The organism is Neobacillus sp. Soil_C_43 (assembly GCF_057656715.1).
In genome coordinates this window covers 46,760-63,804 of sequence record NZ_JBDGJV010000017.1, presented here as the reverse complement: position 1 = coordinate 63,804, position 17,045 = coordinate 46,760, and the positions used below count along the sequence as shown (strand labels likewise).

At 39.8% G+C, this 17,045-nt stretch carries 16 protein-coding genes; 10 read left to right on the top strand and 6 right to left on the bottom strand.

Going from position 1 to position 17,045, the window contains the following annotated elements:
* Positions 1-229: 229 nt before the first annotated feature.
* Entirely contained in the window at positions 230-3,277 is a 3,048-nt protein-coding gene (locus AC3A54_RS20045; RefSeq protein ID WP_487655910.1) for an efflux RND transporter permease subunit, read from the top strand.
* A gap of 467 nt (positions 3,278-3,744) precedes the next feature.
* Here the strand turns inward: AC3A54_RS20045 and AC3A54_RS20040 are convergent, their stop codons facing one another.
* A complete protein-coding gene (locus AC3A54_RS20040; protein WP_487655909.1) occupies positions 3,745-4,659 on the bottom strand; it encodes a phosphotransferase in 915 nt (304 codons plus the stop codon).
* A gap of 169 nt (positions 4,660-4,828) precedes the next feature.
* Between AC3A54_RS20040 and AC3A54_RS20035 the strand changes: the two genes are divergently transcribed.
* Complete coding sequence (locus AC3A54_RS20035) at positions 4,829-5,113, top strand: hypothetical protein (RefSeq protein WP_487655908.1); 285 nt, start codon at positions 4,829-4,831, stop codon at positions 5,111-5,113.
* Positions 5,114-5,181: 68 nt separating this feature from the next.
* On the opposite strand, the gene AC3A54_RS20030 is transcribed toward AC3A54_RS20035, so the two are convergent.
* Both AC3A54_RS20030 and AC3A54_RS20025 read right to left on the bottom strand, forming a co-directional pair.
* Positions 5,182-5,934 carry a hypothetical protein gene (locus AC3A54_RS20030; protein ID WP_487655907.1) on the bottom strand — a complete coding sequence of 251 codons (753 nt, stop codon included), beginning with the start codon at positions 5,932-5,934 and terminating at the stop codon, positions 5,182-5,184.
* Between the two features lie 152 nt (positions 5,935-6,086).
* Positions 6,087-6,662: a YitT family protein gene (locus AC3A54_RS20025; protein ID WP_487655906.1), complete on the bottom strand. Its 576-nt coding sequence runs from the start codon at positions 6,660-6,662 to the stop codon at positions 6,087-6,089.
* Positions 6,663-6,799: 137 nt separating this feature from the next.
* On the opposite strand from AC3A54_RS20025, the gene AC3A54_RS20020 reads away from it, so the two are divergent.
* Positions 6,800-7,822: an acyltransferase gene (locus AC3A54_RS20020; protein ID WP_487655905.1), complete on the top strand. Its 1,023-nt coding sequence runs from the start codon at positions 6,800-6,802 to the stop codon at positions 7,820-7,822.
* A 246-nt stretch (positions 7,823-8,068) separates the two neighbouring features.
* Here AC3A54_RS20020 and AC3A54_RS20015 read toward each other — a convergent pair whose 3' ends face one another.
* Positions 8,069-8,950 carry a DMT family transporter gene (locus tag AC3A54_RS20015; RefSeq protein ID WP_487655904.1) on the bottom strand — a complete coding sequence of 294 codons (882 nt, stop codon included), beginning with the start codon at positions 8,948-8,950 and terminating at the stop codon, positions 8,069-8,071.
* 154 nt (positions 8,951-9,104) lie between these two features.
* Here AC3A54_RS20015 and AC3A54_RS20010 point away from each other — a divergent pair, with 154 nt between their 5' ends.
* The 4 genes from AC3A54_RS20010 (at position 9,105) to AC3A54_RS19995 (ending at position 12,624) form a co-directional block, all read left to right on the top strand.
* Complete coding sequence (locus tag AC3A54_RS20010) at positions 9,105-9,713, top strand: sterol desaturase family protein (RefSeq protein ID WP_487655903.1); 609 nt, start codon at positions 9,105-9,107, stop codon at positions 9,711-9,713.
* Positions 9,714-9,862: 149 nt separating this feature from the next.
* The gene (locus tag AC3A54_RS20005; RefSeq protein WP_487655902.1) at positions 9,863-10,231 is read left to right on the top strand and encodes a Gp49 family protein; all 369 of its coding nucleotides are present in this window, start codon (positions 9,863-9,865) and stop codon (positions 10,229-10,231) included.
* Positions 10,232-10,338: 107 nt separating this feature from the next.
* A complete protein-coding gene (locus AC3A54_RS20000; RefSeq protein ID WP_487655901.1) occupies positions 10,339-11,349 on the top strand; it encodes a glycine-rich domain-containing protein in 1,011 nt (336 codons plus the stop codon).
* A 720-nt stretch (positions 11,350-12,069) separates the two neighbouring features.
* Entirely contained in the window at positions 12,070-12,624 is a 555-nt protein-coding gene (locus AC3A54_RS19995) for a GNAT family N-acetyltransferase (RefSeq protein WP_487655900.1), read from the top strand.
* A gap of 38 nt (positions 12,625-12,662) precedes the next feature.
* Here the strand turns inward: AC3A54_RS19995 and hpaB are convergent, their stop codons facing one another.
* Both hpaB and AC3A54_RS19985 read right to left on the bottom strand, forming a co-directional pair.
* Positions 12,663-14,108, bottom strand: a complete 1,446-nt coding sequence (gene hpaB / locus AC3A54_RS19990) for a 4-hydroxyphenylacetate 3-monooxygenase, oxygenase component (protein ID WP_487655899.1) — start codon at positions 14,106-14,108, stop codon at positions 12,663-12,665.
* Between the two features lie 368 nt (positions 14,109-14,476).
* Positions 14,477-14,617, bottom strand: a complete 141-nt coding sequence (locus AC3A54_RS19985) for a hypothetical protein (protein WP_487655898.1) — start codon at positions 14,615-14,617, stop codon at positions 14,477-14,479.
* Between the two features lie 101 nt (positions 14,618-14,718).
* Between AC3A54_RS19985 and AC3A54_RS19980 the strand changes: the two genes are divergently transcribed.
* From AC3A54_RS19980 to AC3A54_RS19970, 3 genes are all read left to right on the top strand, one after another.
* Entirely contained in the window at positions 14,719-15,243 is a 525-nt protein-coding gene (locus tag AC3A54_RS19980; protein ID WP_487655897.1) for a dihydrofolate reductase family protein, read from the top strand.
* Positions 15,244-15,882: 639 nt separating this feature from the next.
* The gene (locus tag AC3A54_RS19975; RefSeq protein ID WP_487655896.1) at positions 15,883-16,308 is read left to right on the top strand and encodes a DMT family transporter; all 426 of its coding nucleotides are present in this window, start codon (positions 15,883-15,885) and stop codon (positions 16,306-16,308) included.
* A gap of 38 nt (positions 16,309-16,346) precedes the next feature.
* Complete coding sequence (locus AC3A54_RS19970; protein WP_487655895.1) at positions 16,347-17,042, top strand: Crp/Fnr family transcriptional regulator; 696 nt, start codon at positions 16,347-16,349, stop codon at positions 17,040-17,042.
* Positions 17,043-17,045 lie beyond the last annotated feature (3 nt).

The window sequence follows — 17,045 nt, the reverse complement described above, 5'->3', positions numbered from 1 at the left end:
CGTTTGATTAAAAGTTGTCTATACAAGATGGCTGTCTTTGAAAAACTAATCAAACGTTTGATTAAAAAGCTCAAAACCTTGGTACGCAAGAGCTGAAGAAACTAAACAAACGTTTAATTGGTTAAATCTATGAAAATTTTATGAATCTTCCAAATTGTGATGTAATAGTTCGTTGGTAATGGTATAATTTTCCTAGTTTTACAAAATAGTATATTGGAGGTGGCTAATTATGACATGGTTCACTAAATGGGCATTGAGGAATAGAGCGGCTCTCGTTTTTTCCGTCATTGCCTCCATTATCTTCGGAATTTTTAATTATACTAGTATTCCTATGGAACTCATGCCGGCTGCAGACCAGCCATATGTTACGATTTCGGTAGTAGGTAACGGTTTGGACGCCGTCAGTATGGACGAACAGGTCACACAGCCCATCGAAAAGGCCTTAACCGGCATCAAAGGGAAACGAAATGTAGTGGCTGAAACAGGCAATAACTTTTCTCAGATGACGGTGACGTTTGAATCTGACACGAATCTGAAGGAAGCAAAGCAGCAGATTCAAGAAAACATCTCGATGGTCAATCTTCCCAATGGAGTCATGAAACCGTATGTTGTACTTCTCAATACATCGCAGATTCCAGTTGTCTACTTAGGACTAACATTCGATAAAGAAATCGGGAATAAAGAACTGAACCTCGTCGACAATGACATCCTTCCTCTTTTTAAAGATGTTAAAGGGGTCGGAAACGTCATGACCTACGGCGGAAAAAATCAGCAGGTTTCGATCAAGGTGGATCCGGCCAAACTTGCGGCTGCCCAGTTTCCTCTTGAAAAGCTGTATACGGTCTTAAGAGGAAAGAATGCATCCGTTGCGGTAGGTGAACAAACCCTTGATAATCAAGAAACTAGCATCATCGTGACAGGAAAATTAGAAAGTCTTGAAGACATTCAGAACCTTCAATTAAACAGCAGCACCAAATTGAAAGATGTTGCTGACGTGGCGATGGAGAAGAATACCACCAGTATTACGCATATGAATGGAAAGAATTTTATTGAAATCGTGGTACAGAAAGATTCAACGAGCAATGCTGTCACCCTCGGTAAGCAAGTGGCAGAGTTAGCAAAGAAGATTAATGATGATTATAAAGGAACCTTAACCGCAACCGTATTTATTAACTTAGCCGATACGGTTCTCGATTCCATTAATTCAATGACAAGAGAAGTGTTGACAGGAGCCTTATTTGCGACATTGATTATCTGGCTGTTCCTGAAAAGCTTCCGCATGACTTTAATTACGATTGTCAGCATTCCGCTTTCTCTTTGTATTACCATGATTCTACTATCCTTCTTTGGAGTTACGCTAAACATTCTGACACTAGGCGGGATTGCCGTATCCGTCGGACGACTCGTGGATGATAGTATCGTCGTGGTGGAAAACATCTTCCGAAGAAAACAAGGAAATGAACTGACACCGACCTTTATCGTGGAAGCGGTAAGAGAAGTAGCGGCTGCCATTACGTCATCTACTCTTACGACGGTAGCGGTGTTTCTTCCGATGCTACTTGCTTCTGGTAGTTTAAAAGATTTAATCGCGCCGTTTGCGATTACCATTACCTGCTCGCTGATGTCTTCACTTCTTGTGGCATTAACTGTCGTACCTTCACTCAGTGGACGATTGATGAAAAATGTAAAAACTAAAGACCACAAACCAGGAACCTTTTATCCTTCCATTCTTCGTTGGTCTTTGAACCATAAATGGCTTCCGATTGTCCTATCGGTTGTTGTGGTGATCGGAGCGGTCGGATTATTCGCCATGATTCCGAAGGGCTCGGTAGACCAAAAAGATAGTGCCTATCTTTCCGTTCTATTAAAGTACGAAAACGGGGCGAAATTTGATGACATTCAAAGTGGTCTTTCAAAAATGGAAACCCTTCTTTCCAATCAAAAAGGTGTGAAAAATAACATTGTTCAGGTCGGCAACAACGCCGATGCAGCACAGTTTGGGGAACTTCAGGACGCCAATCAAGTCCAGTTCATGGTGTTTTTGAAGGAAGGGGCCGATTCCGCTAAAATCGTACAAGAATTGCGGAAAGCCAAAGTTCAGTTCCCTAAAGCAGAATTAACAGCGAATACGGCGGGGCTAATGGGTGAAAACAAAACCACTGTCTCTGTGGATGTGTTAGGTAAAGACGATTCGGAAATTAAAAAAGCAGCTGATATCATCACCAAAAAATTAGACACCATTAAAGGTGTTCAAAAAGTGGCAACTAATGATGCTAATAAAAAACCAACGGTGAAAATTACGGTGGATGCGAAAATCGCTAATGCTGAGGAAATTTCCGGATCACTTCAAGCGATGCTGCAACCAGCGGTTATCGGAAGCATGAAAATCGACGGACGTACCACTACGGTAAAACTCGGTGCCTTGAAGGAAATAAGCACAGCGAAGGACTTAGAAAAACTAGAAATTATGTCACAAGACGGTCCGGTATTGTTATCAAAAGTGGCCAAGGTAGAACAAATCCAGCAACCGGGCACACTTTATTCCAAGGATGGACATCACTATCTTCAGGTGAGTGCAACGATCGATCCGAAGAAAATGGTCGACGTTACTGGAGAAATCAGTAAACAATTAGTAGCTTGGGAAAAAGACAATGCTTTTGGGGATGGAACAAGCGCAGAAATCACAGGGTCTTCCATGCAGTCATCCGATGATTTGATGGAACTCGCCAAACTAGCCGTGTTCTCAATCGGAATTGTATTCATGATTCTTTTGGTCACGCTGAAATCATTCCGTGCAAGCTTTGCCATCTTGCTTTCCCTTCCACTTGCCGCGATCGGTTCATTATTAGGACTTGTCGTATCAAAATCAAGCATCGACATTTCTTCTGGAATTGGTATGCTGATGCTAGTGGGGATCGTTGTGACGAATGCGATCGTCTTAGTGGACCGAATCCGCCATAACGAAGAAAGCATGACCATTCGGGAAGCCATTATGGAAGCAGGTACTGTCCGTCTTCGTCCTATCTTAATGACGGCACTTGCTACGGTATTTGCCATGGTTCCGCTGTTATTTGGACACGAATCAGCCATGAGCATGAATCTAGTTTCCAAAGGGCTTGCAGTCGTGGTTATTTTCGGACTGATTGTGTCTACATTATTGACTCTGATTGTCATCCCAACGTTCTACGAACTGTTCCATTTCCGAAAGGCAAAGAAACAGAGGCGAGATGGTTTAAAGAATAGGACAGCAGAAAATCTTGATGGGTTCACTGTTTAAGGAAAAATCAACATTTAAAATAATAGGCTATGTTATCATTCATTGTTGATTTTCGTGTAGGTATGAGAATCATAAGAGGAGAAATTCCCTCTATTGTATAAAAAGTAAGCTTAATAAGGAGAAATAAGAGGAGAAATTCCCCTTAACTGCTGTAAAATTAGACAAAATCCAACGTTTTGGATCAAATAAAGGGAAAAAATACCCTTATTTTAAAGGAAATAAGGGTATTTCCCAATTTAAGCGGAATTTTTCCCTTTATTAGTCAAACACTGTGAAATCAACAATCATTTATAACACAGAACACAGCCAAATGATAAGAAAAACAGCAAATCCTGGTTTGCTGTTTTTCTTGTTTTATGATCGCCAACATTTGGTTAGATTGCCGAAACCCTTGGTACACAAGTGGTTGAGGGAAACTAATCAAACGTTTGATTAAATTATCTAGTATGGGAATTATCCTAGCTTTTTTATTCCTCCAATGCCAAAAGCAATGTCGAGCGGCATTCTTCTACCAAGTCTTGATCCAGCAAATCTTCCCCATATAAAAGAAGAACAAGAATCGAATAAAGGGCTTTAAATCTTGCCACCTTTTTTACTTCGGGTGGAACGTCCCCATATAAGTTGAAAAATTGTACCCTGCCTTCTACAGGTAGAAAACTATAAGCAATCGATAAATCTACTGCTGGATGTCCAATATGGGTATCGCCCCAATCAATCACGGCTGAAATCCGGCCGTTCTCATCCACAAGCATATTGCGGATATGTAGATCACCATGCACGAGTGTCTGCGTGTCATCCTCTAATGGTTTTTCAATGGTTGAAAGAAAGGACTGCAACAAATCCACAGCATTTTGGTCTAGTAGTCTCTTTTGCTTTGCTTTTTCTATATTGGAGGCAAGCATGGGCATTCTTTTTAAAATATTCATTCGTTCAAGCTGGTCATAGGGAACCTGCAGTTTTTGCGCCTCGGTAACAGGAAAGTCATGGAGTGTTCGCAAAAAGCAGGCTAATGGTTCAACTGACTGCATCCGCTGTTCCCTTGTCAGCCTCGCAGGTGTTTTTCCTGGTAAGATTTCGTAGCCGCCAAATGGCCAAGGATAATCTTCCTCTGATATTCCTTGAAACGTAGGGTTCGGGATAGGGATGGGCAGCAATGGCTCGATCACAGGAAGAAGCCGGTTCTCGGTTTGAATCAAGTTGACAGCGATTTCTCTTCTAGGAAAGCGAAACACGTATTGATTGTTCACGAGAAACACGGAATTATCGAAGCCCTCCCCTAATACCTCCATATGAGCAGGTTGAAGCTGCGGGAACTGTTTTTCAATCATCAGAGCCGCTTCTTTTTCAGAAATGACTCGCTCAGGTGCCCACGGCTGACTCATTTTGATCAACTCCAGTATGTACATATTTCATTCATTATACAGTAGTGGTACACGGCCATAGAGAAAAGAAGCAATCCTCCCGTGTAATAGAAATATTCAAATTATAGTTTGATAATGAATGGATAGAATATTGTTAAGATACATAATAATGTTTGAAGGTGTGGAATCAATGGATTTTCCAACTATACATACAAATTTTTGGGATGCTGTTATTGCAGTTCCTTTAGTTATGTTGCTCACTCAACTAATTAAACTTTTTCTGAAGGTGCCGAGAAAATTCATTCCAACGGTAGCGCAACTATTAGGATTAGGTATCTCCATATTTATTAGTCACAGACATCACTTATTTGCAGGCATTTTTATGGGGTGGTTTTATGGCTCTGCTGCCGTTGGTGCCTATGCTTCGTTAAAAACAACCATTATGGCCTTCAGAGGAAAAACTAACCAAGAGTAATTTTTATAGATAATAATAAAGGGATTGCTTATGCAATCCCAAACCAATCGTTTACCCAATTGAGGATGTCAAGCTTCTTGATAGGCAGTCGATTCTTTTAAAAGCTGTTCCCAATGTTCATATAGGCTAATGGCAGTCTGATAGTCATCGAGGTCCGCGTTATTATCTGATTGTAGTTTTACTGTTAATTGACGGCAGGAATCTTCCCATTCCTCTAGGCTTTCGAGATCAAATAGTTTTGAAAACCGTGGTTTCATATTTTCCCAATTTGCATAAAGGTTCATGCACCAGTTTAACAGTTCATCACGGTAGCGATGTGGTTCCTCAAAATCCATATCCTGATAGGATTCGAATTCCATCTCCTCTGGGAAAGCACTTGTTTCTATAGAGTTTTCATGGGAGTGTGGTTCCTCAGGTTCAACCTCCATCATCTCATGGGATGCCGGTTCCTCAAGGTCCATATGGGTTTCAGGCTCAACTTCAATCATCTCTTGAATAGGACCTGATTCGTAAATTTCTTCATGTCGGCCCATCTCCATAGGATGATCAAAATCGACTTCTATCTCTTGGCGTGTATCCGTTTCGGTTAGCAGCACTTCCCACTGTTCATATAAACGTAACGCATTTTGATATTCACTGTAGTCCGAAATTGAATCTGCCTGTAACTTCTCTGCTAATTGAAGGCAGGAACCTTCCCACTCCTCTAAGCTTTCCGTGTCAAAGATTTGAGAGAACCTCGGTTTCATAAGATTCCAATTTGCAAACATGTTATGACACCAATCCAACAAATCTTCGCGGTACTGTTTTTGCTCTTCTGTCATTTCGAAACATTCTCCTTACCCATCTTAGTTGAATTTTTTAAAAAGCATCCTCATATTCACATTTATAACGAACACAATTTCATACTATGTACCACGATTGTCCTAGGATTAGACATTTACCTATTTACTTTTAAAAGGAGGGAGCCTAGAAGTTACGGTTGATGACCGGCAAAGAAAGAAGTGGTTAGACCTACTGTAGTAATGGCCAGGCACGAGTAGAAGAAGCTGTCCAATGAAAGTACGGTAAAACCTGCTAAAACAATAAGTCCATCAATAACGAAAATGACAAGTGCTATGTTCATGGAAAAGGTACCTGATATGATTTTAGCAAGTAAGTCTGTTCCCCCAGTGCTCGTCTTATATCGGAGCATTAAACCCACTCCTGTCCCAATAATCACGCCTCCTATTAATGCACCTGCTAGATGGGAAACAGAGAATTGGTGTCGAAGGGGGGCGAGTAAATCAATGAACAAAGAAGAGAGTAACAGTCCTTGTAAACTGCTAAAGAAATATCCTCTTTCATTCAGTGATGCAAAAATGCAGATCGGTAGGCTTAGAGCTACCATGGTAATGCCTGTCTGGAAATGAAAGAAGTAATGAAGAATTAGTGCAATTCCAAGGATGCCTCCATCAATTAAATAATTAGGAACGAGAAATCCATTTACCCCAATTCCTATTAACAAACTGCCAATAATAGTAGCCATTAATGTCTGAAGAATAACAATCACCTTGTCCCGTCTTTTTACTCTATAAATATGTGGCATCCATGAAAATAAGAAGTATGTACAAATGCCTAAATAATGCTTTTCATATTGGAAATAATAAGAGAGGGCTGAAAGAATGTAACAGGAATAGAGGCAGATAAATGGAAAGAAACTATGCGATTGACTTCATTAAATTTTTTGCGATAGTGGCAGTTGTCATCATCCATACATTCCCTAGCGATGACAAGATAGGATTCTTTTTATTGGATAACTTTTCAAGGTTTGCTGTACCCTTTTTCTTTGTTGCTTCTGGATATTTGTTTGGTCTCAAAGTGATAAATACTTCTCAAATTGCAGGCTATTTTAAAAGATATGTAATAAAAATACTAAAAATATATGTTTGCTGGCTCTTATTTTATATCGGTTATGATGTGTTACGGATTTCTTTAAATGGGGGGAATGTTAAGCACGAGTTATCTAAGTATTTGGAGGTATTAACACCTTTAAATCTCTTTTATTATGGGCATGGGACAAGTGGTTATCAATTATGGTTTGTGATTTCTCTGGCATGGAGCATTTCTGTTGTCTATCTATTCTTTAGGTTGAAAAAAATAACGCTCCTAGTAATCCTTAGCCTTTGTTTAAATATAGCCGGTCTTTTTGGGCAGTCGTATTCTATCTTCTATGAAGTATCTTTAGTCACACGCGATGCCTTATTCATTGGGTTATTTTATAGTACCTTAGGATTCTGGTTTGCCAGCAGGTTGCCTTTCGTACAGTCTTTTAAATTTGAAAAAGGGACGTATTTATCTTTGATCGGTTTCTTCTTAATCCTACAGGCTGCAGAAGGGTATTTGCTGACAAAGGTGTTATCTGCTAAGCATGGAGAATACTTTTTATCGACTATATTGCTTACTGTCAGTTTGTTTTTCTTTACTTGTAATAATCCGCAACTTGGAAAGGGAGTATGGATCACAAAAATAGGAGGCAATGCTTTGGGGATCTATGCTGTCCATGTTTTATTGATTGATATGGTAGATATTTTGTTCAAATCTTTCGGTTTGGGGCATTTTTCTCATCATTTAATATGGAACCTGCTAGATGCAACTCTTGTTTTTACTTTATCGTATATAATTTATTACTTTCTGCAAAAAATAAAACCCCGCCAGCCCTTTTGGAGGTGAATGGGGGGCTGTCTTGTTTAATTTTTAAAAGAATTCTACACAAAATCGAAGGAATTCTACACAAATTTAGAAGAATTCTACACAAAATCAAAGGAATTCTACAAAATTTCAAGTTATTCTACAAAATCAAAGAACAATTCTACAAATTTTGTAATTTGTTTCCAAATCCAACGTCAAAAAGGCTGCAGGACACCTCCCGCAGCCTTTTTGCAATAGTTCAATTATGGAGAAGTAGTAGGAGTCTGACTATTCTTCGCCAATTTCACCTCTAGCCTTTTCACTTACAAAAGTAGAACCAAGGATTAGAACACCGCCAAGCATTTGCACCCATGTCATGCTCTCGCTTAAGAAAATCGCTGCAATGATGAAGGCGGAAATCGGATCGATATAGCTGAGAACCGCAATCGTCTGGCCCTTTAATTCTTGAAGAGACGTAAAGTATAAGAAATAAGCTAAGCCAGTATGCACAATTCCGAGGATCAGGATAAAAATGAGCGACGTTGAATCTAAACTAGAAAAATTAAGGTCTCCCTGCCACAGGATATAGGGAAACAGGACCACTGCTCCAGCCAATAATTGAACTAATGTCAGTTCAAAACCAGACAGATTTTTAATAAATTTGTTCATTAAAATAACGCTGGCATATAACGCCGCCGCCAGTAGGCCATACAAAATACCAACCGCATGGTTCTGCGAGCCGCTTACTCCACCAGCCCCCGTGTAAACAACTAAAAATAGCCCAATCATCGCTGTTACGATGCAAGCAACCTTGATGCTTGTCAGTTTTTCTTTCAAAATCCATGGAGCTAAAATCATGACAAAAATTGGCGCGAAGTAGTAGCTGATGGTTGCATTTGATACGGTCGTATACCGATAGGATTCAAATAGAAAGATCCAATTCAGGCCAATTGCCGTCCCTGATAGCAGAAGTAAAAGGGCATTTTGTTTTAACGCTTTAAGCGATGGTTTATGCTTGAATAGGAAACTAACAATAAGTAGGAATAGACTCCCGATGACTCCTCTTAAAAAGGCAATTTCGCTTGAAGTTAGATGATCAATCTTTTTGACAAATACCCCGATGCTTCCAAAAATGAGCATGGTGATGATAAGTCTCATTTTTCCGTTCATGTAGAACCCCTCCTAATTATTCTTAATCGAATCATAAATTGAGGCATTTTTCAAACTATTTTTATAAAGAGATAGGATCGACTAAATAGTAGTGAAAATTTTTTCGGAATATTATAAAATTATTAGTAATGTGTAGGTATAAGGGGAGTGTGTGATGAGGAAGGTATATCGAGATTTCTTTTTGCATTTTGACATTTTGACTATGTTCTTATTGGTCCTATCGGGATTGATTTATGTGGTAAGTGTGGGCGTAGAATCAGCATTTGTTTTTTATTTCTTACTCGGCCTAGTGACCTTCGCCTTCAGTGAATATTTGACACACCGCTTCTTGTTCCATTTAAAAACCCCTAAGAATCCGCACTTTTTAAAATTTCTTAAGAGAATTCATTACGACCACCATATCTATCCCGATGATTTAAAGCTTTTGTTTCTGCCGCTATGGTACAGCCTGCCCAACTTCCTGGTTATTTGTTCAATTTTTTATTTCATCACGGGTGATTTTACAGGAACGGTCACGTTTGGATTAGGGTTGATGACGATGTTGTTAACCTATGAATGGAAGCATTACGTAGCCCACCGGCCATTGAAGCCGAAAACGAAGTTTGGTAGATGGGTGAAGAAGGTTCATATCCTTCATCACTATAAAAATGAAAATTACTGGTACGGCGTGAGTACTCCTTTTGCTGATTACTTATTTGGTACGTTTAGAGAGGAAAAAGAGGTTGAAACGAGCAAGACGGCTAAGAATTTGGAGATGAGGTAGTTTTTACAAGGAAAGATTAGAATTCGATTAAATTTGAGATACCTTCGATTCGTTGAAGGTATTTTTTTATGGATATGAAATATATAAAGTAACACAGCCTTAGAAAATTTTATCCTACAAACCATTCAAGTAAAGGGAGAGCGATTTGTATGTTCATCGATAGTATTTGTCCAAAATGTGGGGAAATCAATCAAGTAGAACATAAAGGGGAAAAGATTCTTCTAGTCACATGCAAGAATAAGCATATGTATGACCATGTAGTGATCCCGTATTCTCGAAACCAAACGATTAAGGATGAAAAACGGGTGAAATTAGAGGAAATGATCGTAGAGAAGAAATTTCACCGAATGAGTGATAAATCCACTATTTGTCTATTAATATTTAATAATGGATACGAAATAGAAGGACGCTCGACGGTTCGAGATGTCGCAGATTTTCGTAACATCATTGGTAAGGATAAGGCTTATGAACAGGCATTGAAGAAGGCCATGGTGGCGTTAGGGGCATTTTTAGTATAAATCGATGAGACGATCCTTCATTAAGGGGATCGTCATTTTTATTTTGTATGAAACTTTTACCAATTTTAATACGTAGTACACTATCATGGGGAAGGATGGTGATTCATTTGGTAATTGGAGTTGTAACAGGGGCACTTGTGCTAGCTGGAGTGGTGACAGGGGTAGTGGTTTTAGCAACAAAGGATCGACCTAAATTAGCGAAAGAAAATATTCCTGTGCATTTGGGTGTGCTGACCGATGTTCCAGTGACACCATTGCTTGAAAAATTTGATTCATCCTTGAATGCTGATTATATTGAGCAAGTAAAGTATCGTTTTCTTCAGGAGCATTCGAAACGGACCGAAGATGAATTCGAATGGCGTCTTTTTGAATTAAAACGGTATTTCTTGCTTTCCAATATGTTAAAAGAAACGCCTATGTTTAGTGCAGAGGTGGATGAAGTCTGGCATACGATGCTGCTTTTTACGCAAAAATATCACGCTTTTTCAGAAAGATTTGTTGGAAAAATGTTACATCACACGCCTAATACGAGTCCAACGCCTGCACCACAGGAACGAGCGTTTTTTGATTGGGTATTTTCTCATTTATTTACGATTACAGAGTATAGCTGGAAGTCCTGGGGAAGCTTTTTTAGATACCCTTTAGATAAAAAGGTTTTACAAGAGTTCAAGGAAGAAAGCAATGAATGGTTGATTAATAGATATTTTAAAGTGAATGAGGATAACCGGGGGACGGTTGAGTATCTTGTTAGGCAAATGAAGCAGCAAGTCATTCATGCGGAAGAAACGTATCATGTGGATTCAAAAGGTCAATTTACGAAGCAGCGACATTATGGTGAAATGACTAATTTGGGGCTTGCAATGGTATTTTTCTCTAGTTTTTACTTTGATGATTATTGGAAGTATGCGAGTGAGTATACGTATGCGAAAGCAGTGAATTATACAAGCGGCTGCTCCACGGCAATTTTCTGCGGGACGGCTTCGCATGGGCCAGGTCATAAGGACGGTGGACATGGCGACGGTCACGGAGGTGGGGGTCATGACGGAGGTGGCGCCAGCTGCTCAAGTTGTTCCGGCGGGTCTAGCTGTTCTAGTTGCGGAAGTGGATGTTCCTCTTAGTGGAGGAACTGTTTTTTTGGGTAAAAAACTAATCAAACGTTTGATTAGTTTTGAGGAATTAGGAAGTGGAGCCAATAGAACCTCATCTTATAGCATTACAGTAATCTCTTACTAAAGTGGAACAAGGGCTTTGTACACCATTCAGAATTCCTATACAAGCTCATTTACGGGGCAGACGGGTACTGTGGGCAGGTGACAGTGCCCAAGCAAGCTCTTTTTTAAGGTGCAAGGTCCTTGTGAACACTTCACAATTCCCATACAAGTTTATTTACGGGGCAGACGGGCACTGTGGGCAGGTGACAGTGCCCAAGCAAGCTCTTTTTTAAGGTGTTAGGTCCTTGTGAACCATTCACAATTCCCATACAAGATCATTTACGAGTCTGATGGGAACTGTGGGTAGATGACAGTGCCCGGGCAGGCTCTATTTTAAGGTGCAAGGTCCTTGTGAACCATTCACAATTCCCATACAAGTTCATTTTCGAGGCAGACGGGCACTATGGGAAAAGATAACAGTGCCAGGTAATGAATTTTTTTAAGGACAACGGGCATCGTGGATCTCACAAAGTTTACCACTAAATGTGGGAAATTTTGGTTGATGCATCAATGAAAAAGACTTATGATTAAACTAACTAATTATCGGGAGGATGAGGTTATTGCGTACGATTAACAGGTTTTATAAGTGTAAAGAGGTGAAAAATACAATATATTAAGGAGATTAAAATGACCATTATTCATTCTAAACTTTTTTACGGTGATCGGGTAAAGCTATCTGCAGCAAGAGAAGAAGATGTGGACATCATGATGAAGTGGAGCGAGGACGCTGAATATCTACGGAATGTGGATACAGACATAGCCCTTCCTAAAACAAAAGAACAATGGAGCGAAGAGGGGAGCTCAGGACATAATAGTTCTTACTTCCGACTTAGAACCATGGAACATGATGAACTGATTGGCTTTGCTGTTATTCATAGCATCGAGTGGAATAATCGCGCGGGGATGTTGGCCATCGGAATTGGCCAGGCCGCACATCGTAACAAAGGATATGGGTCAGATGCGTTAAAGCTGATTCTTCGCTATGCCTTCCATGAACTAAATCTAGACCGGGTTGGTTTAGAAGTAATTGAATATAACAAAGGTGGAATCAGGGCATACGAAAAGGTTGGTTTTCAATTAGAAGGCCGCAAGCGCTCCATGGTCTATCGGGACGGTAAACGATTTGACGTTCTTGTGATGGGCGTTTTACGGCATGAATGGGAAAACCTTCAAACAGTATAGGAAGGAAAAAGGAAAGAGCTGCGCCGTTGCAGCTCTTTTTAATGTAAATCTAAGAAATCACATACGTTCCTGACATGCTCACTTTTCGGATAGGTTTGGTACAAAGTACTGGACAGCCGTATCGGATCTCCAAAAAAGTATCTTTCATAGTGTGTTTGTCTCGTTCCAAATGAGCTCATCGTCAAATCCCAAGCTAAACGAAATATTTTCACGCGCTCCTCAGCAGTTTTACTCGCCCCTTGAAGATACTGGTCAAGGTCTGTACGAATACCAGATTCAAAGGCTTTTTCAGTCGGTAATGATACCATTCCACTTGCGCCAATTAATTGAATAATCTCGCTGAAACGGGGATATATTCGTGGGAAGACGTTTGTGGCAACTTGGAGGGGAAGAAGGCTAGGGCGCATGTATCCCCATTCATCTAGTTGTGCATCCAGTTCAGACTTCTCCAATAAAGACTTCATGGTTTCGAGTCCGATGATGATTTCAGATAGTTTCTCTTGAATATGCTGGTATTCCTTAACATTAATCGTCTCTACCAAAAGTTCCGCAATGCCTAAGACAAACTCTGTTTTTACAATTTGCCTAGTAAGTACTTGGTGCGTGGCGAAATGATGGAAGGAGCTGTGGAGCATGAAGTCATTAGCAGCTTCCACATTGTCGTAAAAGAATACTCGGTCCCACGGAACTAACACGTTATCAAAAACGACGATGGAATCCATCTCTTCATAACGAGAGCTTAAGGGGTGATTAATGGGGGATTCACCACCTACGAATGATTCGCGACAGATAAATTTTAATCCTTTCGTATTAGAAGGAATGGAAAAAGCAAATGCTTCGGCTGGATCCATGAATTTTCTTGGAGCCGTATAGACCAATACCTCATCCGTTAATCCACCCTGTGTAGCAAGAAGCCGAGCACCTTTAATGATAATTCCTTTTTCATTTCGATCAATTACTTTTGCGGAAATGGGGTCCTTAGGACAGTCAAAATTATATTGGGAACGATTAATTTGCGGAGTAATGAATGTATGTGTAAAGCAAAGGTCGTTTTCTTTTGCTTTTTCATAGACTGCTAGAATGTTTTCGGGGAAGCAGTTTTCTTTCCCCTTCAAGAGGGCAGCCGAAGAGGAGGCAAAGCTCATAACGATTGTGTTCATATAATCTGGACTTCTGCCCATCAATCCATGCGTGTGCCTTGCCCAAATTTCGAACATTTCTCGTCTTTTCTTTAAATCCTCTTTAGTCTTTGGCTGCAAGAAGGAAAGGCCTATTAAGCTATTAGATTCTGGAGATAGGTAAGTCATTTTTCCTATAAACTCCCTATCATTCTGCAAATCATAAAGCGCTGCTTTTGTTTGCAGAATGCCTTTAAAGGCAGGATGTTCAGAAAGCATTCCCTTTATTTTTCCACCGTCATACCAAATTTCAGTTTTCATTTTATTTAATCGGTCTAAAAAATGATTCCCCGTAATGATTCCCATATGCACACTCCCAATTTTTGTACATGTTAGCTAGTTCTATTTTATTGGATAACCTGTTGGCATGTTCCAATAGGATAAGCCTTGTTTTAAATTGGGAAGTGTAAGGGTACGTTTTATGAAATAAAGGGAATGTTTTCTTTTCTAAATCAGTACTGGCTCCGCCTTCGCCATATACCATGATAGCCACACGCGCTATCCCCACTATTTCATACTATACCCACAATTTATTAATAAACTATGTCATTTTTGTTAGGAACATATTAATCATTTGTTACAACAACAACTCAACATCGAAAAGTAGGAATTCTTAGGGTGTTTCTAGAAAAAGTAAAGTAATGCTAAAGAAGCAACCGTTAATAGCTGCTTCTTTAGTCGTTTTGTGGCTGTGTTTTTGTGGGCTGTTCGATGAACTCAGCTAATTCTTCTTTCATCTGGTCGAGATTTTCCTCTGTTTTGGTATCCCAAATGCTGTATTTTATTTCGTTGGGTTGGTTTTCCTTTTTCAACATGTTGTAGATTCACCTCATTACTAGCGTTTCTATTAATAGTAGAACTATACGTTTTTGTTTATACTAAATGCTTAAGAATTGTGGACGAAAGGGTGGCAATGATGGCAAGAGAGATCGTTTTATTTATAGCAGCAAGTTTAGATGGATTCATCGCGAAAGAAGGGGACGATTTAGATTGGTTACACGAAACCGAGGGTGAGGGGGATAATGGTTTTTCTGAAATGTATGAATCAATTGATACCATCATTATGGGGAAGAGAACATACGATTACGTAGTAAGAGTAACTGATACGTTTCCGCACTCCGATCGGAAGTGTTATGTGTTCTCGAGGTCTGAGCAGGGTTCGAATGGGGATGTAGAATTTGTAAATGAGGATGTTATTGAGTTTACCAAAAGATTAAAGCAACAAGACGGCGCTAAAATATGGATGGTTGGTGGGGCTCATCTGCTCGATGCGTTTATGAAAGAGAAACTGATTGATGAAATCATTATTACGATCACACCACACATACTTGGTGCGGGCATTCCTTTATTTAAAGCTCCTAATCCGGAGTTATCGTTAACTTTGCTTAAAGTAAAGCGCTATAACCAATTTGCGCAGATGCATTATAAAGTGAAACATTAGGCCTTTTCAACTTTTTGAGAAGGTCTTTTTATTGGGGTGATTTTGAGGGATTTTTCGGATTCGCTGATAAATCTCGGAAATTCGCTGATAAATTTTGATATTCGCTGATAAAACTCCAGATTCGCTGATAAAGGCTTAATATTCGCTGATAAAGTTTGTGATTACTTTGTTGAGTGTAATTTTACACCGGTTAGAACCTTCTACGAGCCCGAATGCTTCATTCAGAGGTTGATTCGGTCGCGTAGACTGCTTCTACGAGCCCGAACGCGTCTTTCAAAGGTTGATTTGGTCGCGTAGACTGCTTCTACGAGCCCGAACGCATCTTTCAAAGGTTGATTCGGTCGCGTAGACTGCTTCTACGAGCCCGAACGCGTCTTTCAAAGGTTGATTTGGTCGCGTAGACTGCATTTACGAGCCCGAATCCTCCATCCAGAAAACAATTGGGTAACGTAAACCGCCTCTATGTGACCAAACCTACCAACCGGAACCCAAATGTGTCACATAGATTCCCTTCTTTTTAAAAATCCAATTCCTTTCACAAAAATAAATTACCTTTTTTTACAATTAGGACATATGTCCTTTCCTGAAATGCTCAAAATCAGTTTAATAAAGATAAATCAACTATGGAGAGTGAACACGATGAAAGGAATCTTTTTTGCTTTTTTAGCCGGGGCGTTTATTACCCTGCAAGGAGTAGCAAACACTAAAATTAGTAATGATATAGGCACGTGGCAAGCTGCAACCATTACTCAGTTAACAGGATTTATAGTGGCTTTGCTTATACTCATGTTCACCCGTGAAAAAAAATACCAAGGCTTCAAGCAAGTCAAACCGTTATATTTAGTGGGTGGTACCTTTGGAGCGGTTGTTGTGTTTAGCAACGTCACTGCGATTCAGCATATTGGCGTTACCTTTACAGTTGCCGTTATTCTGATTGCTCAGCTTTGTCTAACCTTTATAATAGACAGTAACGGATGGTTCGGATTAACGAAACAGAAAATGAAGCTGCCGCAGTTTATTGGTATCGGAATGATGATTGCTGGGGTATTGATCCTAAGGTTCTAACATTTGAATGGTTTACAAGCGGAAAGTAGGTGTCAGTGATGAGGGAAATAAACGATCGAGAGCAATTACAAACATATATAGAGACATATAAAATAGAATCCATATTCAATGACCAATTAATCCCGTATTTGTCTCTATACAGCTTTGAAGAAGGGGAACTTATCTGTTCCCAGGGAGAGCCTTCCGAGTATTTGTACATTCTTGTGAAGGGAAAGGTTAAAATCTATACCAACTCGGCGGAAGGGAAAACCCTCATCTTGTCGTTCAAGACACCGCTTGAAGTAATAGGGGATCTTGAATACGTGCAGGGGATTGATTTTATTAATACAGTGGAGGCTGTTTCGTCGGTTAGTATGATCGGTATTCATCATCGCTGGCTGAAAAAATATGCTAAAGATCATGCACCGTTCCTGCAATTTTTATTAGGAATCATCACGAAAAAATTCCATGTCAAATCCAAATCCATGAGTCTTACCATCATGTATCCCGTCGAGGTGCGGTTGGCCAGTTATCTCATGTCGGTCTCTTTGGATGAATCAGTCTCACTGAATAAAAGCCAAATAAGCATTAGTATCAAGGATACGGCCAATTTGATTGGAACAAGTTATCGGCATTTAAATCGCGTAATCGGCCAATTGTGTGAAGATGGTTTAATCGAGCGGAACAAGGGAGTCATCCTCATAAAAGATAGGGAAGGATTGAGGAGGCTGGCTGGAGATAATATTTACGAGTAGATT